Annotated in this window: 14 protein-coding genes and 1 tRNA gene; 5 read left to right on the top strand and 10 right to left on the bottom strand. The window is 39.7% G+C overall.

Annotation, left to right across the window (positions count from 1 at the left end; genetic code table 11):
• Window positions 1–101: 101 nt before the first annotated feature.
• The 5 genes from DC498_RS06500 to DC498_RS06485 form a co-directional block, all read right to left on the bottom strand.
• A complete protein-coding gene (locus DC498_RS06500) occupies window positions 102–518 on the bottom strand; it encodes a hypothetical protein (RefSeq protein WP_116873337.1) in 417 nt (138 codons plus the stop codon).
• Window positions 500–4,231 (bottom strand): RHS repeat-associated core domain-containing protein, encoded by a 3,732-nt coding sequence (locus DC498_RS06495; protein ID WP_133176777.1) that lies wholly within the window; start codon window positions 4,229–4,231, stop codon window positions 500–502. The genes DC498_RS06500 and DC498_RS06495 overlap by 19 nt, the downstream gene beginning before the upstream one ends.
• On the bottom strand, window positions 4,195–4,335 hold the full coding sequence (locus tag DC498_RS26105) for a hypothetical protein (RefSeq protein WP_165813772.1): 141 nt from the start codon (window positions 4,333–4,335) through the stop codon (window positions 4,195–4,197). The genes DC498_RS06495 and DC498_RS26105 overlap by 37 nt, the downstream gene beginning before the upstream one ends.
• A gap of 3 nt (window positions 4,336–4,338) precedes the next feature.
• Window positions 4,339–5,112 carry a phage integrase SAM-like domain-containing protein gene (locus tag DC498_RS06490; RefSeq protein ID WP_116873335.1) on the bottom strand — a complete coding sequence of 258 codons (774 nt, stop codon included), beginning with the start codon at window positions 5,110–5,112 and terminating at the stop codon, window positions 4,339–4,341.
• Between the two features lie 398 nt (window positions 5,113–5,510).
• Window positions 5,511–5,584, bottom strand: a tRNA-Pro gene (locus tag DC498_RS06485).
• Between the two features lie 112 nt (window positions 5,585–5,696).
• Here DC498_RS06485 and DC498_RS06480 point away from each other — a divergent pair.
• The 4 genes from DC498_RS06480 to DC498_RS06465 are packed head-to-tail and all read left to right on the top strand — an operon-like array spanning window position 5,697 to window position 9,598.
• Window positions 5,697–6,956, top strand: a complete 1,260-nt coding sequence (locus DC498_RS06480; protein WP_116873334.1) for a dihydroorotase — start codon at window positions 5,697–5,699, stop codon at window positions 6,954–6,956.
• A gap of 18 nt (window positions 6,957–6,974) precedes the next feature.
• Window positions 6,975–7,511 carry a DUF4199 domain-containing protein gene (locus tag DC498_RS06475; protein WP_116873333.1) on the top strand — a complete coding sequence of 179 codons (537 nt, stop codon included), beginning with the start codon at window positions 6,975–6,977 and terminating at the stop codon, window positions 7,509–7,511.
• Between the two features lie 18 nt (window positions 7,512–7,529).
• Complete coding sequence (locus DC498_RS06470) at window positions 7,530–8,474, top strand: glycosyltransferase family 2 protein (protein WP_116873332.1); 945 nt, start codon at window positions 7,530–7,532, stop codon at window positions 8,472–8,474.
• An 11-nt stretch (window positions 8,475–8,485) separates the two neighbouring features.
• Window positions 8,486–9,598, top strand: coding sequence for a glycosyltransferase (locus tag DC498_RS06465; RefSeq protein WP_116873331.1), 1,113 nt, complete (start codon window positions 8,486–8,488; stop codon window positions 9,596–9,598).
• A 113-nt stretch (window positions 9,599–9,711) separates the two neighbouring features.
• Here DC498_RS06465 and DC498_RS06460 read toward each other — a convergent pair whose 3' ends face one another.
• Window positions 9,712–11,358, bottom strand: a complete 1,647-nt coding sequence (locus DC498_RS06460) for a RagB/SusD family nutrient uptake outer membrane protein (protein ID WP_116873330.1) — start codon at window positions 11,356–11,358, stop codon at window positions 9,712–9,714.
• 36 nt (window positions 11,359–11,394) lie between these two features.
• Window positions 11,395–14,349 (bottom strand): SusC/RagA family TonB-linked outer membrane protein, encoded by a 2,955-nt coding sequence (locus DC498_RS06455; RefSeq protein WP_116873329.1) that lies wholly within the window; start codon window positions 14,347–14,349, stop codon window positions 11,395–11,397.
• A 220-nt stretch (window positions 14,350–14,569) separates the two neighbouring features.
• Between DC498_RS06455 and DC498_RS06450 the strand changes: the two genes are divergently transcribed.
• Window positions 14,570–15,550, top strand: coding sequence for a LacI family DNA-binding transcriptional regulator (locus DC498_RS06450; protein WP_116873328.1), 981 nt, complete (start codon window positions 14,570–14,572; stop codon window positions 15,548–15,550).
• Between the two features lie 261 nt (window positions 15,551–15,811).
• Here DC498_RS06450 and DC498_RS06445 read toward each other — a convergent pair whose 3' ends face one another.
• From DC498_RS06445 to DC498_RS06435, 3 genes are all read right to left on the bottom strand, one after another.
• Window positions 15,812–17,353 (bottom strand): RagB/SusD family nutrient uptake outer membrane protein, encoded by a 1,542-nt coding sequence (locus tag DC498_RS06445; RefSeq protein ID WP_116873327.1) that lies wholly within the window; start codon window positions 17,351–17,353, stop codon window positions 15,812–15,814.
• 18 nt (window positions 17,354–17,371) lie between these two features.
• Window positions 17,372–20,674 carry a SusC/RagA family TonB-linked outer membrane protein gene (locus DC498_RS06440; RefSeq protein WP_240627893.1) on the bottom strand — a complete coding sequence of 1,101 codons (3,303 nt, stop codon included), beginning with the start codon at window positions 20,672–20,674 and terminating at the stop codon, window positions 17,372–17,374.
• 178 nt (window positions 20,675–20,852) lie between these two features.
• Window positions 20,853–21,947 (bottom strand): FecR family protein, encoded by a 1,095-nt coding sequence (locus DC498_RS06435; RefSeq protein ID WP_116873326.1) that lies wholly within the window; start codon window positions 21,945–21,947, stop codon window positions 20,853–20,855.
• Between the last annotated feature and the right edge of the window lie 45 nt (window positions 21,948–21,992).

Genomic DNA, 21,992 nt, shown 5'->3' with positions numbered 1-21,992 from the left:
CTTTTCAGTTACTCTTTTTTGCACACAACTAAAATATATGCGGTGATCAGAAATTAACAATTCTAAGCTACAGGCTAACAGTAAGTCATCCTATTAATAACTTATTTATTAACCTCCCATTTCATTAAAACATTTTTCGTCTTTTCGTCAAAAACTTCTTTCGTAATTACCTCCTTTTGAATGGCCTCAAAAACATATTGAGCAGAAGAATTTAAAATTTTTATCTGCCAATAATCTTTATCTACTTTATTTTGAGAAGTCTCAACGTATATTTTCTTATCTAAGGAATCATAATAAATCTTAAAACAATTGTTTAAAATGACAGCAGATACATTGTTTGTTTCTTCAAATACTAAATTGTTGGAATTGTCATTTTCCTGCTTTTGAATAGTAATATTTTGAGCAACCCTTTTTTGATATTCAATTTTATCATTATCAAAATAACCACAACTGAAAGACGTAAAAGAAGACATCAATACCAACAACAAACGAAATCTAATTATAAATCTATATTCCATATATATCTTTGATAAGTGTTTGTAAACATTTTTACATCTGAATCTTTTCTCTCTTTGTTTGCACCAGTTCCAGCATTCCCATCACTGAAAGACCTAAACGTCTTTGAGTCATATACCGCGACCGTCGCAGTTGTACCGTTTGCATTCACTCTAACTGTTATATTAAATGATCCGAGTACATGGATCGGACTATTTTGACTATTCTCAGTCCATGGATTCTCAAGATTCTTAATTTTCTCCCAAGCCTCAGCTACCCCTTTCTTTAAATTGGCGGGTAAACTTCCTGCTGTAAAAGTTCTAAATGCTGCTTCACCTGGAGTATATTTGCCATCTGCTTTTAACTCCGCTAAAGAACTATTTACACGATTTTGTACTTCTCTCCAATTTTTAACAGAGTTCAAAGCGTCACCGCCAACTATTACGGTATTTTCATCTCCTCCACCCATCACAAATGCAATACCTACCGCAGCAATGTTATCAATATTCTTTTCTTCTCCATATGGATTATCAGGATTGTGATATCCACCTCTAGGATTCTTTGAAAAATTTGCTTCTGGATTTACAGCCAAGACTTGTCCGATAGAAAGCTTGTTTTTATTTCCCTCCGTAATATCATTCATAGCCATAAGGTCTTTTACTGAAACACCATATTTTTTTGATATCTTAGTTAAATTGTCTCCTTTAACAACTTTATGCTCCATAGGATCTCCTGGCCCCATACCTTTTACATCTACAAGTGCAATTGGGTTGTTTCCAGCAAACACATAAGGACTTTGATAAGAATATTTATTTGCGATGGGGTCAACAGATAAAAAACGACCTAGTCGTGGATCATATATACGTTCTTCAAAAGCAATTTGATTTCCTGCTCCTTTGACTTCATCGTCATTTTCTTTACCGTTAAACCCATACTTATATTTTGCACCTGCATTAGAGTATGTCCTTCCCGGCATTAGCATACCGCCTGCATAATAATCCTGCGCCGTTAATACTTCTGCTATATAATAATCAATCACCGCATCACTGTTCTCATCCACTCCTATCTTCCGGTCGGTAATGGTTACCATCACATTACCTAAATGATTACTGAGCTCGTAGATGCGTTTACCTTCCGTACCATTGGTAATCGGATCGCCGGTGGCATTGTAATTCGCATTGGCAAGTGGTGTGCTGCTTTGTATAGCTAAACCCGGTGTTACCATGCCTACACGACTGCTGCCATACAAATGCTGCTCCGCCCATGTAAAAGAACTGTTGTCGTAACCGTACAAAGCTAATACATTTCCCTGCGCATCTCTTACATAATAATCTTCTTTGGTGGCGCTTACGGTTTTGGTTATACGGTTACCACCGGCATCATAGCCGTAGCTCATGGGATTGCCACCTTTGGTTATACTTGCTATCTTTCCATATACCGTCCAGTTGATGCGGGTGATTGTTTCAGATACATCACCTATAAGATTTCCTATTTTATCATAAGTATAATTATCGGGAGACTGACTGTCTATATCATCCGGAAAATTTCCCGCTGCGGCTTGATCAGTAACATAATTCAGGCGGTTATTGATCAATTTATTATTGCCATCCACATTATATTTATAACTTAATTGATCCATTCTCTGCGCTGCCATAGACAATGGATAGGGAAGACACCACTTCAAATTAATATTACCGTTCGCATCGTACTGGAACCTTTCCATGTGGTAGCTCCAATAAGAAGTCCCTGATCCCCAAGTGGGCGATGAAGTCGTTAACACATTTGTTTTAAAAACAGCGCCTGTCAAACGGTTTAGCTGGTCATACCTGTATGTCTTTCCCCTTGCCGCACCTGATTCAATATTGCTGATCGCGTATGTGCTGCTGCTGATATTACCGTTGAATAAATTCTTACCATGATAACTATCCCGTACCACACCTGATTTATCATAAGCCGGTGCGCTGAATGGTATTTTAAATGCCGGCGCATTGGTCATGCCTCCAACCGGCACATAATCATATTCTTCCTTGCCATCTGCAGGATCATCGTCTGCATAATACCCCAGGCTAAATGCCAGCACATCCCTTGCAACATTGGCAAAGGGTTCACCTGCTTTGCCGTCTTTACTCATATCGCGCTCAGGGTCTAAGAGCTGTCCGTTCACGCCCTTCAGCCAGCCCTGAAGGGTATAAGCATAATCCATCCCCTGCACCTTGTTCTTTCCTAACTCCACTCTTGCCAACGGTCCATGCAAGTAGTAACGATATTGAGCTTCGGTTACCCACAGATAAGGGTCTCCGTCATTGGTGCGGCTGCTCAGAGCTTTTGTCACTCTATTATCTGCATCATAAACGTATTGATAATAAAACTGGTCCCATTTACCATCCTGGTACAACACCTTATTTACTTTACCGCTAACAAGGTCGTACTCGTATTTGATCTGCTTTAACCCGGTGCTACCCGTTACATATGCCGCTTCCCGAGTTTTTAATGCTGTATTTTCCTGCGTGAGCGTTTTAACATTGCCGCTGATATCATAACTGTAATACGTGGCTGCCTGCCTGTTGTAGGCCGGGTCGGAGCCTGCGGATAATAATACTGTTGCGGCTACGCGTTTACGTAAGTTTGATAACGTACCTGTGAGGGATGATGGTATCCATCCACCAAGTGGCTCACTATCATAATACGTAAGCGTAACCTGGCGGTTGTTACCAGATGCCAGCCATGCACTGAGCCACGACAAGGTACGGGCATTGCTTTCCGTAACGTTGCCGGCCCCTAACTTTTCTCCCACTTCTTTTATACGTCCCAGTTCATCATAGTTTGTATAGCTATACCTGCCGGCCGGGTTTTCAGGATCCACCATTGCCGGTGATTTCTGCTCTTCATTTTGCGAGATAGCTAACCTGCCCAAACGATCATACCAGAACTCTGAGGTGCCACCATCGGGCGAGCTTTGCTTTACCACCTGGTTCAGGCTATTGTAATAATAATTGACTGCCATACGGTGTTGCGGCACCAAAAAAGGCGGCTGACCTTCAGGGTTACTTTCTGCAACTCCCCCGGAAGGAATATTAAAGCGATACCACAGCAGTAGCGGGTTGCCGGTAACCGCAAGATTGCCTTCGGGCATAAAGCAAGCGCTTTGCATATTGGCGGCAATTTCCTGGGTGGTAATTATCCTGTTGTATACACGCAGATGCTTAAATATTGCTGCATCTATAGCAGGCATTACATAATTACTGCCACTATAGTCTATTCCCCAGCTTAACGGATAAGCAGCGGGAGCAAGACTGGTTAATAACTGCCCATCAAAATAAACGCTCAACGCCCCGGAAGCTATACCAGTAGAAGATTGTATTACAAGATGTGACCAGTCTTTTAATGTAATAGTCGAAACATCTGTCACTACATGATTGGTTGCCGTAATAGCTATCTGCTGATTATTGATCTTATTGAGCGTATATAGTTCAATCCACAACTTGCCGCTTTGCAAGGCTGCCTGGCATATATACTTATGATCGGGTGTTACAATACGGAACTGGCGGGTAGCGCCACCATTGCTGTACAACCAAAGCTCAAGAGATTTTGCCGTATTATTTTGTAAACTGCTGCTTACATCAGTAAACGCAGCCTGTTGGTCTTCTGTCTGCGGAAGTCCTGTGCCATCGCAGACACTTCCCATATTCCTGTAAATATCTATATTATCCAGGTCATTTCCCTGTAGTAGATCCACACCTTCCGGAGCAATGGTTTTAACCAGGTTCCCAGCCTGGTCATAATAATACAGCGTGTAATGATATTCATACTGCTCACCTTCCAGGTTGGCAGTTGCCTCATTGCTTAAGCATTTTGATATATATGCATTGCGGAAATTGCAAATGCAAGATTAGGAAAAGCGAAGACCTTGTTTTCCATCGTTATTACATCCTGAAAGGATAGCTTCTTACGCTTACTCTTCTTTAGTGGACATTTATATTTAGCACATGGATTAAAATCGATCCACTCAATTTCGTCAGCCGCCCAATTTAAAATCCTTTTAAACCGCTGAATGTGCTTTGCCAGACCATTACCATCACATTTATCATGCTTTTTGATAGGATACGTTTTTATATAATACTCCAGATCAGTAGCAAATTGTTTATTAACCTGGGATAAGAATATGTCCTCTGTTTTAAATTGACTTTTTACAAATAATTTGAGATAGTCAATCGTGGTAGCATAGTTCTTAAACTCTATTTTATCTACCCATATTTTTTTGAAATAATCAGTAAGCTCAAATAAGCTGTGACCTTTCAATTTTTTCTGAACGCCGAGGTAAGCATCTTTTACAGTCTGTGCAGTAATCATTGCTTCATGCTTTTCTAACTCACGGTATTTTTGCTGAAGCTTAAACCGGGTTTCATTAATATGGTTATTAATGGCAGATGCTTCTATTGTTCTGCCTTTTACCATTTCCTGCCGGCTGTCCCAGGCGCTAAATTTTACCTGATCTTTAGTGGAAATTTCTTTTGTTTCTCCGTCAACCGTAACTCTTGCAAAAATGATTGCTTTGTCTTTTTCGCCCTTTAATTTACGGGCAATAAAATCAATACTGAATGTTTGCCTTTCACACATACAAATTCTTTTAATAGTTTTAAAAATTTGATTTCGTTCTCACATTTCATTCATGTCTGCGATATGTAAATAGTGATGCCGTGAGTAAAAAACGGAGGGCAACATATTCGAATCCAACCTCCCCGCAGGTTCGAATCAGCCTTTAAACTCCGTTCGAATCCAATTTTCCGGCATTTTTCAAAACATATCAGAACAACACCCATTAAATTGTTGTACTAATTTGATATACAGAAATTTATACAGTTTCTGTGAGTACAAACAACATACCGGGTATTACTCACGGAATTACTCACGGGAAGAATGCGTTATTTTGAACACATTTGAAAAGAAGGAAATAAAAAAATCCTTACTAATCATGCGATTAGCAAGGATTTGATGTCAATTGAAATGACAAAAAGTCGGGAAGACAAGATTCGAACTTGCGACCCCTTGCACCCCATACAAGTGCGCTACCGGGCTGCGCCACTTCCCGATTCTTTTAAATCCCTGACTGTGGGGATTATTGTCAGGGGCGGCAAAAGTAATTCAAAATTCCAATTTCAAAAAATCAATAAACATCAAGTATCTTCGCGCAACTTTATACAATGACAATTCTTATTCGCAAAGCCAAAATTTCTCATCCTGGCTCTACGGTTAACGGGCATGTAAAAGATATTCTGATCTCTCACGGCGTTATTGCTAAAATCGGGGAAAATATTACAGATAATGCTGATACCATTATAGAACAGGAAGGAATACATGTATCGCCGGGATGGATTGATATTTTTTCAAATTTCTGCGACCCCGGATTCGAGTTTAAAGAAACATTGGAAACAGGTGCAAATGCTGCCGCTGCCGGTGGGTACACGCATGTACTTATTTTACCCGGCACTAATCCCGCCGTGCACAGTAAATCACAAGTGGAGTATATAAAAGAAAAAAGCAGGATATTGCCTGTTAATATCCACCCGATAGGCGCTATTTCCAAAAACGTGGAAGGGAAAGACCTTGCAGAGATGTACGATATGTTCTCCAGCGGGGCAATGGCCTTCAGCGATGGCACAAAGCCTGTTCAATCTTCCGGACTTTTGCTCAAAGCATTGCAGTATGTAAAAGCTTTTGATGGTATTATAATACAGATGCCTGACGACAAAAGCATCGGTACACACGGATTGGTAAACGAAGGCATAATATCTACTAGATTAGGACTGCCGGGTAAGCCTGTAATTGCAGAAGAAATGATGGTAGCCAGAGATGTTGAACTTGCTGCTTACACCGAATCCAAGCTTCATTTCACCGGCATATCTTCTAAAAAATCATTAGCATTAATACAAAAAGCAAAAGATAACGGAATAAAGGTCTCCTGCTCTGTTACACCATATCATCTTTTTTTCAGCGATGAAGATTTGATGGGTTATGACACCAACCTTAAAGTGAACCCGCCATTACGCACGGCCGATCATATGCAGGCACTGAAAGATGCCGTAAATAATGGCAAGGTAGATTGTATAGCATCCCATCACTTCCCCCAGGAGTGGGATAGCAAAGTGTGTGAGTTTGAATACGCCGCATATGGAATGATAGGGCTTGAAACCGCCTACGCTGTTGCAGGATCAGTTGGCGTTACTACTGATCGCTGGATTGAATTATGTGCGGTAAAACCACGTGACATTTTCTCCTTTACACAAGGGAGTATCGAAGAAGGCAATATTGCTGATCTCACCATGTTTAATCCTTCTGCTTCCTGGACTTTCACTGAAAAAGACATTCGCTCCAAATCAAAAAACTCTCCTTTTATTGGCAAAACGCTGAAAGGAAAAGTAATTGGGATAATTAATGGAGAGAAGGTATTTTTGAATAATTGATCCTCTAAAAAAAACAGTATGGAAACAAAAAGTACAAACATAGGTATGACCTATGGACTTATTTCCGGGCTTGCTTCAGTAATTTTCGGGCTGCTGCTCTATTTGAATGGTGCAAAATCTTTTGTTAGTCCAATAGCATGGTTAGGATTTGCCATTCCTATTGTTGTAGCTGTTTTAGCAGCAGCAAAACAGAAAAAAACCAATGGAGGTTATCTTGATTTTGCAGCAGCACTGAAAGTGATTTTTACAACTTTTGTGATCGGTACAGTCATTTCATCTTTTTTCAATTATATTTTACTCAATTTTATTGATATCCCTTTCAGGGAAGCGTTAGCACAGGAAAGCACAGAAAAAATGCAGGAGATGATGCAGAAATTCGGCGCTCCGCAGGATGCAATTGATAAAGCCACGGAAGAATCGCTGAAAGGAAATAATTATACTTTGGGCAAAACAAGCTTATCTGCTGCATTCCTATGTATTTTCTGGTTTATTGTAAGTCTCATCATAGCTGCTATAATTAAAAAGAAAAAACCGGAGTTTCCTGCAGCACAATAATTATCATAATAATAAAGCATGGACATCAGCATCGTAGTGCCTTTATATAATGAAGAAGAATCCTTACCTGAATTATGCGCCTGGATTAAAAAGGTTGCTGATGAAAATGCATTTTCGTATGAAGTAATTTTGGTTGATGACGGGAGTACAGACAGTTCATGGCAGGTAATAGAACAATTATGCCAGGCAAATGCTGCTGTAAAAGGCATAAAATTTCAACGCAACTATGGAAAATCCGCAGCATTGAATGAGGGTTTTAAAGCTGCAGAGGGAGAAGTTGTAATTACTATGGATGCAGACCTGCAGGACTCGCCTGATGAAATACCTTCGCTCCGGAAAATGATCACAGAAGACGGTTATGATATGGTGAGCGGCTGGAAGAAAAAAAGATATGATAATAAACTTACCAAAAATCTTCCTTCAAAATTCTTTAACTGGGCAACAAGAATAGTGTCGGGCATTCATTTGCACGATTTTAACTGCGGCTTAAAAGCCTATAAAAAAAGAGTGGTAAAAAGTATAGAAATATACGGTGAAATGCACAGGCAGATTCCCGTGCTGGCTAAATGGGCAGGCTTTAAAAAAATTGGTGAAAAAGTAGTGGAGCATCGTGCAAGAAAATACGGTGTAACCAAATTTGGCTGGGAACGTTTTATAAATGGCTTTCTCGACCTGGCTTCTGTAACTTTTGTTGGCAAATACGGCAAAAAGCCCATGCACTTTTTTGGTTTGTTTGGCACTATATTTTTTGTGCTGGGTTTTTTGGTAACCATTTATCTTATCATCACCCGTTTGCTCGATCCATCTACCGGCTTAAGCAACCGCCCTCCTTTTTATATAGCGCTAACCATTATGATCATAGGCACCCAGCTGTTTCTTGTAGGTTTTTTGGGTGAGCTCATTGCAAGGAATTCTCCCAACAGGAATAATTATCTTATAGAAACCAAATCAGGCTTTGAGTAAAATCATACCTCATGGCATCAATCATTATTATAGGACCTGCACATCCTTTGCGTGGAGGATTAGCAACATTTGATGAACGTTTATGCAGGCAGTTCCTTAATGAAGGACATCAATGCAGCATTTATTCATTCTCTTTGCAATATCCTTCGTTTCTTTTTCCGGGCACAACGCAATACTCATCAGAACCTGCGCCTGCTGATATTGATATACATACAGTAATCAATTCCGTTAACCCTTTCAACTGGATAAAGGTTGGTAACCGGTTAAAAAAGGAGCGCCCGGATATTATCGTAGTTCGCTATTGGCTTCCTTTTATGGGACCAGCCCTTGGCACTATTTTACGGCGTGTGAAAAAAAATAAACACACAAAAATTGTTGCCATCACAGATAACGTAATCCCGCATGAAAAAAGACCCGGCGATCATTCTTTTACCAAATACTTTTTAAAAAGTTGTGATGCCTTTGTAACCATGAGCGAAAAGGTATTGAATGACCTGAGAACTTTTGAAAAAACAAAACCTGCTGCACAGGTATTGCATCCCTTGTACGATAATTTTGGCGATGCGGTTTCTTCTGCCTCAGCAAGGCAGGAACTTAACCTGCCCCTCAACGAAAAGATAATCTTATTCTTTGGTTTTATACGCCGTTACAAAGGTTTAGATATTTTACTGGAAGCCATAAGCCTGGTAAATGAACCTTATAAACTACTGGTAGCCGGGGAATTTTATGAAGATGAAAAACAATACCTGGAACAAATAGCCCATCTCAACATCAGCGATAAAATTATCCTGCGCACTAATTTCATTCCCGACAGCGAAGTAAAATATTATATATGTGCTGCTGATGTTATTGTGCAACCGTACCGCAGTGCTACACAAAGTGGCGTTACCCCGCTTTGCTATCATTTTGAAAAACCAATGATCGTTACTAATGTTGGAAGCCTGCCGGTAATGGTACCTGATATGAAAGCAGGTATTGTTTGCGAACCAACACCTCAGTCAATAGCTGAAGCCATTGATAATTTTTTCTCAATTGATGCAAACCATTTTACACCGTTTTTAAAAGAAGAAAAAGCAAAATACTCCTGGGCAAAACTTACCACCACCCTGCTTGGTATTGTATAGCATGATATATGTTGAGCAACAAAAGTATACGGATATATATATAAATCCCAACCACGTTATTGTGGTTGGGATGAGAAAGATTTACTTTATTAAACGGACAAATTCACTGCTTTTTAAAACGCAGGATAGCCCGGATTTTGAACCAGATTTGGATTAGATGAATGCTGAGGACCAGGTATCGGGAACAATCTTGTATAAGTTCCTCCATCTGCAGGTTTAGCAGGTGAGCGTGTACCACCACGTGCTCCGGCAAAATAATTGGTACCATCAGCTACATCAAAGCGAATCAGATCCTGCCTTCTCCAGCCTTCCCAGGCCAGCTCTCTTGCTCTTTCTGCCAACAGGTTTGCCGGGGTAATATTAGCGCCTGTCCAGCTATACGAAGCATCACCGTTATATGCACGAAGCCTTACTTTATTTACCAACTCATCTGCAGTGCCGGTAGCACCTACAGCTGCACCCCGCATTGTAGCTTCAGCCCTCATCAAAATAATATCTGCCAGTCTGAATAGTACCACATCATTACTCTGGCTTCCATTGGCGCCGGCCTCAGGATAATATTTGATCTGCCTTGCACCAACTAATCTTCCTGCATTTGAAGGATCAGAAATTAATGTGAAGCTTGGCTGGTATGCCAATGGCATATCATCATATAATAAATTAGTGGTTGAATGGCTTAAAACATTTTTATCAGGCGGATAAGGATACAGGTCTGAATATTGCTGCCCCACCAAAAACTGACCCGTTCTTTGATCTTTAAAGCTGCGATAGATTTTTCCACCGTTATTGGAATAAGTAGAAGCTGTATCATAATTACCATAATAAAAATCGCCGTGAGTACACCATCCATTATACATGCTACCAGCCAGCAGGCCAAATGTAGGATTCTGATTGTAATGAAGGGTCTGGCGTTCTTTATCATTACCGCCTATATATTTATTATCAAACGGTACTACAAAAATATTTTCTTTGGAGGCATCATTCTGTGGTTTGAAATTATCAAAGTATCCGGGCTCCAGAGAATATTTTCCTGAAAGAATAATAGAGTCACAAGCCGCGGCACATTCTGCCCATTTCGCTGTACCTGTATACACCTGGGCATTCAGGTATAATTTTGCCAACACTGCAAAACCCATCCATTTTGTAGCCCTGCCGTAAGTAGATAAATCAACGGTTGAAGAAAGCAGCGGAACATTTTCTTTCAACTCAGACTCGATAAAATCAAATACTTCCTGGCGGGTATTATTTTTAACACTGCTGGGATCAATCTGGTAACTATCCACTATAGGAACATTGCCATAAGTATCTATTGCTAACAAATAGTAATAAGCCCTTAATACTTTAAGCTGAGCATTTATGTTATCTACGTCAGCCGGCTTTTCACTTAAATTATTAACAACATCCAGAATAAAATTACATTTACCAATTCCTCCGAATATGGTTGACCAAACACCATTAACCATGTCATCATTAGCGGTCCATGTATGCAGATACATGCGCTGGTGCCCACCATTATCATACCAGTCATTACCACGGGTAGGAATAATAATTTCATCTGTAGTTACGCCCTGCATTTCCTGGTAATCCCATATACAAAGCCCCTGCAATTGCGTATATGCCGGCGCTATTCCGGCAGCAACCTGGTCTGGTGTAGACCAAAAGTTTGAGTTTTCAATGTTACTGTAAACCGGTGTATCCAGCTTAGTGCACCCGGATAGTGCTATACTTATAATGAGCATTGATTTTATTAAACACTTCATATTGCAAATATTTTTAAATAACAGATACTGTTTGTTTTATTTAATTGATAAGTTAACGCCAACACTGAATGAACGTGATTTGTAATAAGCATTGTCGGCATTATACATATCAATATATGCGTTATTGGTGCCGGTTACCTGAATTTCAGGATCTAACCCGGTATACTTGGTAATAACGAAAAGATTATTACCGGTAATAAAAAACCTGAGATTGTCAAAATGATCCGAGATTTTTCCAACCGTATAGCTCAATGTAGCATTATCCAGTCTTATAAAGGATGCATTTACCAGCCATCTGTCAGAAGCAACTTTATCATCCTTGTCGCCACTTTCTAACCCTGTTTTGGTTGTGTTGCCGTTTTTAAGATTCTGTACATTATCAATCAACATTCGTGTGTTATTGAAATATTTGTTTCCTGAAACACCACGAAGGAAGAAATTAAGCGCCCATTTTTTATATGTAACCAGGTTATTGATGCCATAGGTAAATTTAGGAGCAGGGTCAATATATTTCTTCATATCATCATTCAGATCTCCTTTACCTACTGTGCCGTCTTTTCCATCGTCAAACAACTGCTTGCCTTCTGAATCAAGACCAACATAATGAGGAAGATAAAATACATAAGGAGAATAACCTACCTGCAGATACGTGATGGGGTTATTGGATAATCCTCTTCCCTGCGCATAACCGGCAGCAATATGATCAGTATTAAGATCGTATCCGTTATATGTTCCATGAAGGCTTTCAACTCTTGTTTTCACAAAACTGATTTGTCCGCCAAGATTCCAGCTTACATCTTTTCCTTTAATAATATCCGCATTTAACTGAACTTCTACTCCTTTGTTTGTTAAGTCGCCGACATTTGCCCATATATTGCTAACAAAAAATGGAGGAGTTGGCACGGTATAATTATATAACAGATCCTTAGTCTTATCATTAAACACGTTAATATTACCGGTAATCCGGTTGAATATAGAGAAGTCAACCTGGAAATTCATTCCCTGGCGGGTTTCCCATTTCAAATCAGAATTCGCGTTTTGTGAAGGAGAATATGCCGTACGGTAGTTGAAGCTTGGCGTAGCGGGATTGTAAAATGTACCGCTTCCACCTAACAGTAAAAGTGTTTGATAAGGACTTATAGCATCCGAGTTACCTGTTCTGCCCCACCCTGCACTTATTTTTAATTCATTTAGCCATCCTGTGTTCTTCAGAAACTCTTCCTGTGTTAAGCGCCATGCAACAGCTACAGACGGGAAATATCCCCACTGGTGGTTGGTACCAAATTTTGAAGAACCATCACGACGTAAACTCGCAGTTAAATAATAACGTGTATCGTAATTATACATCACACGTCCCATAAATGAGATCAGCTTATACGCATCTTTGAATGAGCTTACTGAATTTCTTGCCGGGTTGCCACCGCCAAGGTTATTATTTTCATTAGGATCATATAAATAATTTTCCCCGGCTGCCCGTCCGTTATTTGTCGTAAAGTAATTGTATTCATATACGGCTGTTGCATTTACATTATGTTTATCATTAAAAGTTTTCACATAGTATGCATGCAGTTCACCACGTTTAGAATCATTATTCTCTACATATTTGTTTCCATTATTAATGTTTCCATATCCAGGCAATGCCGGTTGATAAAAATCAGATTGCCTGTTAAAGTAAGACATTGATCCGGCCGCGCCCAATTTCAGCCCGTCAACAATTTCATAATCTATAGAACCATTCCACAAATTTGTTTGATCAATAGAGCGGTTCAACTGCATTTCCTGCCTGGGTACAGGATTGTAAATATCAAAGTCGTTACGGAAAGCATAATAATTTCCGGTAGAATCATGAACAGGTGCTATGGGCGCCATTTGTAACGCGTAATAGAAAACAGAAAAATCTGTCCATTTTCTATTTGCCCTGTTGGCATTTACACCCAGGTTAATGGTAAGCTTATTATTTAATGCTTTTTGCTGGGCATTTAAATTTAACCCATACATTTCTTTACCAGAGTTGATAACTATACCCTGGTTATTTAAATAACTTAAAGAACCATGATAGTTAAATCCGCCTGCTCCGCCGGATATACCTATATTATGGCTTGTAGTAGGAGCTGTTCTTGTTATAGCATCAACCCAGTCTGTGTTACCATTTCTCAGTGTTGCACCTCCGGCAAAATTGTCGGTTGTTCCACCTGCGGCTACAAACTCTTCAGCATTCAGCAGGTCATATTTTCTTGCATTTTTATCAAATCCAACCATACCGGTATAATCAACCTGTGTTCTTCCTGCGCTGCCTCTTTTGGTAGCAATAAGAATAACGCCATTCGCGCCTCTTGCTCCATAAACTGCTGTTGCTGACGCATCTTTTAATACATCATAACTAACAATATCTGCAGGACTGATACTGGAAATCTGATTGGGGTCAGGAAGCTGCACTCCATCTACAACAATCAATGGAGCCTGGTTACCTGTTAAAGAAGTTTGCCCGCGCAAACGTATACTTATATTCTGGTTAGGATCTCCGCTGGGCTGTGTAATTACCACACCCGATACTTTACCCGCAATCTGCTGAACAGGATTATTTACCGGACCCTGGTTAAAATCTTTGCTGTTTACGTTGGCAACAGCCCCTGTAAGATCTTTTTTTCGTGCGGTACCATAACCTATTACTACCACCTCATTCAAGTTAGCCACAGTAGTTTCTAAAACAATATTCATAGCAGTGCCTGGTGTTGCACTAACTTCCTGCGAGGCAAAACCAGCACCGGAAAAAACAAGTTTGGCTCCGGCTTTTACATTATTTAATGTGAACGTGCCGTCTTCAGCGGTTACCGTTCCTGTACTTGTGCCTTTTATTACTACTGAAATTCCCGGAAGATTGGCCCCCTTATTATCCATAACTGTACCGGTTACAGTTTGTGCCTGTGCAAAAGAGAATAAAGCACATACCGTGAGACATAGCATCGCGGTATATCGCAAAGCAATCATCATGTTTCGTTTGTTTTGGAGTTAAAGATTTAAAATTTGTTTTTTCAAATAAAGCGTTCATTGAATTAGTAACACATTATTCAATCGAAAAGTAAAACTATAGCTTTATTTAACACACAGACATCAGTGAGGAAGCATAAGCTGCCGCGAAGAATACTGCAAACATTGTCGCAAACGTTTGCAGTTGATAATTTCCTTAACTTTATTATCAAATTGTTAGCCAATGGTTAATACAACACTTAAAAAACTTTCCCAGGTTTCAGGACTAAGTATTTCCACTATCTCCAGGGCATTAAAAAACCATCCCGATATATCTGAAAAAACAAAATCACTGGTTATTGAACTTGCTAATACTTTAGATTATGAGCCAAACATAAACGCAGTACATCTGCGTACCCAAAACAACAGGCTTTTCGGAGTAATCGTACCATCAATCTCTAATTTTTTTCATGAGTCGGTAATTGCAGCACTTGAAGAAGAATGCAGGAAAAACAATTATACCCTTATGATATTACAATCCGGAGATGATCCTGAAATTGAAAGCGATAATATAAAATTGTGCCGGCAAAACAGGGTAAACGGACTATTTGCCTGCATTACTCCTGAAACTAAAAACATTGAATCATTCTCCAAGCTGAAAGAAGTAGATATACCCATTATTTTCTTTGACAGGGTTCCTGAAAGATCAGATTGCCATAAGGTATGCGTTGCGGATATTGACTCCGCTACTATGGCCGCGAATCTTATAGCCGAAAAACAAAAAAAGAAAGTACTGGCGCTGTTTGGTAACAGTAATTTTTTAATTACAAAAAAGAGGTTTAACGCTTTCACTGAAATCATGAGTGCTCATAACATAGCGTGCATCACAGCTTATTCCTCAAACGAAACACATTCTGAAGAGCTGACGAATATATATCTTGCTGAAAACCCTGACAGCATTTTTTGCATGACAGATGAGATACTTACCGGTGTAATGAGAGCTATCCAAAAGAAACAATTAAAAATTCCTGATGATATATCTGTTATTGCTATCAGCAACGGATATATACCCACATTATATTATCCCAGTATAACCTATATAGAAACAAGCGGAAAAAAACTTGGCAAGCTCGCTTTTGAAAGCATGATGAGTACAATTTCCGGCAGTACCTTTATACAGGACAGAACAATTGAATCAGTATTGGTAAGAGGTCAATCAATATAAACCATACAGCATTTTTCTCCTGCATCAGGCAGAAGTTGCTTTCAATTATTAAAGCAGGAAAAAATTTATATTTCTCCTGCTTTAAAATTTCACAGGCAGATGTTGCCATCCGCCTGTGAAAAAAATATGGATACTGAAACATGAAAGGGCACCTTGCATCTTTCTTGCATTACTCCATCAGTTAATTATAAAGGAGCTCTGCCATACTCTGTTCAGCATTACATATATAGAAACTACTCTACTGAATATTTACCCGTAACATTAGTATCCCGGATTTTGTTTAAGACCCGGATTCACAGAGATTTGCTGACTGGGTATTGCATACAGCAATTCTTTTGAATCTCCTGCATTGGGTTTTGTTTCCCAGGTTCCTAAAAACTTTCCAAAACGTATTAAATCCTGTCTTCTCCAACCTTCCCAATATAATTCGCGACCGCGTTCATTCAGCAATTCGTCAAGATTAAGAGAAGCCAGATCAGCGGCGCCTCTATTGGAGCGGATATTGTTTACTATATCCAATGCATCAGCAGGAGTTCCGGTTCCACCGCGCAAGATGGCTTCTGCTTTCATCAGCAATACATCGGCATAACGATAAACTACCCAGTCATTATTTTTTTGTCCGCTTTGTGACAAATAATCATAAGCATATTTTAGCACTCTTATCCCCGCAGTCTCTAATGTATTACCTGATGTTCTGATAGTAATATCATGCGTAAATACAAGTGATTCACTGGATGGATTCCTTGCCATCAATGCGGCTCCCGTGGTTTGATTATATTGCTGGCCAATCAGGAACCCTACATTTGTTGCGTTAGCAGGATTAGGGCGGCCAAATGCGGGATATGAATAATTAATGCCTCTACGCTCATCTCCTGCGCTGAATTTGTCATAAAAACTTCCAAGCGTTGCCCATCCATTCCAACCACCGGGGTTCATATTATAATGGGCAATAGTGTTATACGTCCTGCTCATGCCGCCGCCTCTGTCTCCTTCCTTATTATATAAGGTAAAGATGTTTTCTGTAGATTTAACATCATTATCCGGGGCAAAGTTGTCAAAATATTTACCAGGAGCAGAAATGGTGTAACCAGTTACCTGATCCGCCAATTCTATGACCTTATTCATATCCGCTGCTGCAAAAGTCGGGCTTTCACGATTCAGGAAAGCGCCTTTATTAAGATATACCTTCATTAATAATACCCTGGCTGCATTTTTATTAGCAACATAGGCAGGTCCGGATGAAGGCAGATCATTTATAATACCATTGATTTCAGAAATAATGAATTCAAGACCTTCCTCTGCACTCAATACAACCGGGTCCATTCTGAAATCATCCAGATTTTCCCTGTATACTGCAATCCCCCATAGATCCACCATATCAAATAATGCCAATGCCCTTATAAACCTTGCTTCTGCGGCCTGCTGTGCAGAAGGGTTGTTCCTAAGAACGTTTGATGATTGAAACACTACAGTACCCAGACCGTTGTAGGTACCATTCATATAACCATTATCAGCATTCCATGTATGCAAATGGATAGCTCTGTGTATACCATTATCATCCCAATCTCCGCCACGTGTAGGCGCTATCGCTTCATCTGTTGACAGCTCCTGCAGGCACCATCTGTTATCATGCTGGTAAGGGCCATTTAGCGTAGAGTAAGCACTTATCAATAGTTCCGCAGTATTTGTGCTCCCGCTTACACCTTCCTCCAGGTTGCTTCTCAGCTCTTCGTTCAGCTTTGTACATGAAAAGGATATAAGAGATAAGATGAATACTGCGTAAATTTTTTTCCCTGTATTCATAATAAGTTGTTTTAATTGTTATAAAGAAAAATTTACACCAAGCAGGAAATTCCTGGCCGAAGGATAGGGAATATATTCAATACCGAGTGATGGGATTCCACCTGTTCCTCCATCTGTGTTAACTTCCGGATCAAATCCCTTATACTTTGTGAGCACAAAAATATTTTGACCGGTTAATGAGATATTCATATTCTTGATAGCCTTGCCTATATTTCCCACTCTGTAACTGATAGTGGCATTCGCCAGCTTCATATAATCACCCTTTTCAAGATAACGTGTAGAAGGCGCTGCTGAGTTGGATACTAATTCTTTAAGTTCAGGTTTGAAATATTCCGGAGAAATATTTTTGCCCGACAGGTTATTAATACCAAGTACGGTAGCCATTGTATTATTAAACAGGTAGTGCCCGAAAGCTCCGTTGAAATTCACGGTAGCCGTAAGCCTTTTGTATGATACATCTGTTGAAAAGCCTAAAAGCATTTTTGGGTTCGGGCTGTTTACATAAAACTTATTCTGCGCGGGGTCAACATCCGTTCCGGAATGGCCATCTTTGCTGCGATAACGGCTTGTACCTGTTGAAGGGTCTACCCCTTCAAATACTGCGAGATACCAAACATTCAACGGCTGACCACTGACCATGCGCTGACCCACTACGCCGGAGAACCCTTGTCCTCTGAGTGTTGCTGTCTCATAATAGCCTGGTAATCCGGTTACACTATTTTGCAAAAAGGTTGCATTTCCGGTTATATTCCATCCCCAGTTTTCGCTTTGTACAATATTGCCGCTTAGTAAAATCTCCACACCTTTATTTATTACTTCTCCATCAAGATTCACCCAAATTCTTCCACTTGGGGCCGGCTGTGCAATTGTCCTTTCAAACAATGCATCCGTAGTTGTTTTATGAAAAAAGTCAATAGAACCGGTAATACGGTTTTGAAGCAACCCAAAATCCAGTCCCGCATTAAAGGTAGAAGAGGTCTCCCATTTCAGGTCTGGATTCCCAAAATTAGCCTGGCTGATACTCTGCATTCCAAATACATAGCGGTCTCTTGATGCACCGGACGGAAATTCGCTGTTACCGGTTTTACCCCAACCCAGTCGAAGCTTCAGGTTGTTGAAAAGCTTGTTTTTTAAAAATGATTCATTTGAAAGATTCCAGGCAAAAGCAAGTGATGGGAAATTAGCGTATTTGTTATTTACACCAAACTTTGTAGATCCATCCCGTCTGATTGTTCCTGTAAGCAGATACCTGTCATGATAGTTTACTCCTACTCTCATAAATAATGATTGCAATTCATTTTTGGGAGAGCGGTTTGAATTAATACCTCTGGATGAAGCCACCGAATATCCGAGATAGTCATAGAAGTCTAATCCTACATTTGTATACCCATTACCATTTTCGGAGTACCACCTGGAATCATAACTCAAATATTCATACCCCGCTACTGCATTCAGGCTTACATCTTCCGCTACATCTTTATTAAAACTAAGCGTGTGTGTAAGTTGGTGGTCGGTATTGGAATTATTACCCACAAATGCAAATCCTTTTTCATTGTTAGTAGGATTAATTAACAACCTGTCATACATGCCCGTTCTTAACCCGGTTTGACGTGTTAAACTATAAGCCAGCTTATATTCCAGATAATCTGTTATCTTGTACGAAGGTGCAATATTGGCAATAATAGTATTTACGGTAGCCCTGTCTTTAAAGGCTTCTAAAGTAGCCAATGGGTTAATTACATTAGAACTTACCCACGTCAACTTTCCGTCATCATCCCGCAACGCCCTGGTGGGATTCCAGTTAAGCGCCTGCGAAATAAGGTTACCTTCAAAACCAACACCAACATCAATAGCTGCAATTTTTTCATTGGTTTGGGTAAAAAATAAGTTTATATCCAGTCCCAGCTTTTTGTTTTCCAGGAACTTAAAATTGGTATTGAGATTAGCAGTAAACTTTTGAAGATTTGAACTTTTAATAATCCCGTCCTGGTTCAGATAACCCAGCGACAAACGATAACGCCCCCTGTCTGTACCGCCACTCATAGCTATACTGTGATTTTGTGTAAAAGCCGTTCTGGTAATAGCATCAAAAGCATTTACATCATCGCCATGATCGGCAGAAGCTGCATCATTTGGTGTATAAAATTTAGTAGCTTCCCTAAACTCATCTGCAGTTAATACATCTGGTTTTCGCAGCAGGCCTGAAATACCGGCCGATGTCATTACATTAATCGTGGGATCTCCGCTTACTCCTCTTTTGGTATTTATAATAACTACCCCATTGGCTCCCCTTGAGCCATAAATTGCAGTAGCAGAAGCATCTTTCAGGATATCCATGCTGGCTATATCATTGGGGTTCAGGTAGGTCAACGGGTTACCGGCATCCGATCCAAAACCTCCGCTTCCTCCAGGACGGGCAGACCCTCCTGATAATGGAATGCCGTCTAATACAAATAATGGGTTGTTACCTGCCCTTATAGAAGAGTTGCCTCGGATTCTTACCGTTGTGGATCCACCCGGCTGCCCGGTATTATTTATCACCATTACACCAGGTGTTTTACCCTGTATTAACTGATCGGGAGCTACATTAATTCCTTTATTAAAATCTTTCGCCTGCAAAGAAATTATAGAACCAGTCACATCTTTCTTTTTAACAGTTCCATATCCTACTACTACTATATCTTTTAAACTCTCAGACTCTTCATTAAGTGTTACATCCAGAAAAGTTTTACCAGCAACAGATACTTCCAGAGATTTATAACCAACATAGCTGAATACCAGCACAGCATTGGCATTGGTTATATCAATTGTAAAATTTCCACTTGCATCGGAAGAGGTACCGTTGGTGCTTCCCTTTTCCATAATTGTAACGCCATGCAGCGGTTCGCCGGCTGCCCCGGATACTTTTCCTTTAACAGTTACAGCCTGTAACATATCGCGTAAAGGAGCATCGTCAGGTTTTGCATTACTTAATACCAGGAGCGTATTGCCTACTTTTTGGTATCTCAATGTTGTTTTCTCTAATAGCTTGTCGAGCACTGTGGTGAGTGGAACATCTTCCATGTTCAAAGTCACTTTCGGCCATTTTAATAATACATCATCTTTGTATACAAACCGGTAAGGGCTTTTCTCTTCAAGAACCTTCAACGCTTTTTTTAATTCTATTTTCTCAAATTTTACGCTTACAGTTTGTCCAACGCCTTTCGCAAATAATTGTGATGAAAAAATAATTGTTAGTATTAAGGTAATTTTAGTCATTATAAGGTATTTGAAATAACTACCTACCCGCTTTTTTGCAGGTGCAAATGCAAGTTTTTTCATATTTTGCATATTGATTTAACAGTGAAGGAATCCCGCATTTACATGCGGATTTTTTCTTTTGTTTGGCGGAGGATGTTGCAACCATCTTCCGCTTTTTGTTTATTGTTTTTTATGTTATTCTTTTCATATAAAGCAATTGTTTGGTTAAAAATGGGAGTTAGTGAAATGCGATTATGCACTATTTTTTGGCAAAGATGGATACCTCGTTATTCTGGATGGTAAAATCGAGCTTGTCTGCCATTTTCAATGCGGTAAGTACATTCAGCAATGTTTCTCCATCAAAAATGGCGGTATAATTATCCTTCTTCATTTTTTCATCGTTTATATTGATTTTTACATTGTACCACCTTTCCAGCTTTTTACAAACTTCTTCCAGGGTTTCGCTGTCAAACACCAGTTTATTGTCTATCCATAAAGTTTCCAGCGAGTTTTTATACGCCGGATCTTTGCGCAATGCTTTTACGACAATCAAAGCACTTTCATCACCTGCTTTATTTTTAATGGCATCATTATCAATGTTATGTTTTACAACAAGCTTTTCATTCGGATTCAGGATGATCTTTTTTTCCGGATTATTTTTAATGCTTATCTCTACTTTTCCGGATATTAAAGAAGTTTCCGTAGCGTCTTCATCTTCGTAAGATTTCACATTAAAAGTTGTACCTAATACTTTTATATCTATAAAGCTTGTGTGAATAACAAACGGTCTTGAAGAATCTTTTTTTACATCGAAAAAAGCTTCTCCCTCCAGTTGAACCTCACGTAAATCGTCTTTAAAACGCTCATCATAATGTATTCTGCTATCGGCATTGAGCCATACTTTTGAACCATCAGGCAGTTGTACTGTTGTTCTGGATCCTCTTTGAGTGGTTATAATATTGGTAGCCCTGAGTTCTTCATTTTTCAAATTCCCGCTTTCTTGCATAAAATATCTACCCACCAAAAAAATGATTACTATACCGGCTGCCATTAAAAAATATGCAAGCCTTGGCTTTATTTTCATTACAGGCAGCGTCCCAGGAGTTTCCTCCCAGTGGTTTGCCGTATTTTCTGTCCAGTCACCTAACTGTTTCAATCGGTTTGCATGGCTATTGAACAAATGAGTCATATCCGGAGGAGGGGTGTTATCATTCCATATTCCGGAGATCGCTTCCAGTTTAAGCCCGGTTTCCGGGTAACGCTGTATAAGAGCTTCCAATTCCTGCAGCTCTTCCTCAGTAGCTTCACCACTTAACTTTAAACTTACCAATAGCCAGAAATGCTGCTGATCCATAATATATTTTGTCAATGTGGTAAATACAGACTTGTATAGGGTACG

Origin of the sequence: Terrimonas sp. (assembly GCF_003075435.1) — a bacterium.
Lineage (GTDB): Bacteria > Bacteroidota > Bacteroidia > Chitinophagales > Chitinophagaceae > Agriterribacter.
The sequence above is the reverse complement of the archived record's forward strand: the minus strand, read 5'-3'. Positions and strand labels throughout refer to the sequence as shown.

Bases quoted from the DNA above. Each gene is read 5' to 3' on its own strand.
- DC498_RS06500 (WP_116873337.1), bottom strand. From the start codon at position 518: ATGGAATATAGATTTATAATTAGATTTCGTTTGTTGTTGGTATTGATG.
- DC498_RS26105 (WP_165813772.1), bottom strand. From the start codon at position 4,335: ATGAGGCAACTGCCAACCTGGAAGGTGAGCAGTATGAATATCATTACA.
- DC498_RS06490 (WP_116873335.1), bottom strand. From the start codon at position 5,112: ATGTGTGAAAGGCAAACATTCAGTATTGATTTTATTGCCCGTAAATTA.
- DC498_RS06480 (WP_116873334.1), top strand. From the start codon at position 5,697: ATGACAATTCTTATTCGCAAAGCCAAAATTTCTCATCCTGGCTCTACG.
- DC498_RS06475 (WP_116873333.1), top strand. From the start codon at position 6,975: ATGGAAACAAAAAGTACAAACATAGGTATGACCTATGGACTTATTTCC.
- DC498_RS06470 (WP_116873332.1), top strand. From the start codon at position 7,530: ATGGACATCAGCATCGTAGTGCCTTTATATAATGAAGAAGAATCCTTA.
- DC498_RS06465 (WP_116873331.1), top strand. From the start codon at position 8,486: ATGGCATCAATCATTATTATAGGACCTGCACATCCTTTGCGTGGAGGA.
- DC498_RS06460 (WP_116873330.1), bottom strand. From the start codon at position 11,358: ATGAAGTGTTTAATAAAATCAATGCTCATTATAAGTATAGCACTATCC.
- DC498_RS06455 (WP_116873329.1), bottom strand. From the start codon at position 14,349: ATGATGATTGCTTTGCGATATACCGCGATGCTATGTCTCACGGTATGT.
- DC498_RS06450 (WP_116873328.1), top strand. From the start codon at position 14,570: ATGGTTAATACAACACTTAAAAAACTTTCCCAGGTTTCAGGACTAAGT.
- DC498_RS06445 (WP_116873327.1), bottom strand. From the start codon at position 17,353: ATGAATACAGGGAAAAAAATTTACGCAGTATTCATCTTATCTCTTATA.
- DC498_RS06440 (WP_240627893.1), bottom strand. From the start codon at position 20,674: ATGAAAAAACTTGCATTTGCACCTGCAAAAAAGCGGGTAGGTAGTTAT.
- DC498_RS06435 (WP_116873326.1), bottom strand. From the start codon at position 21,947: ATGGATCAGCAGCATTTCTGGCTATTGGTAAGTTTAAAGTTAAGTGGT.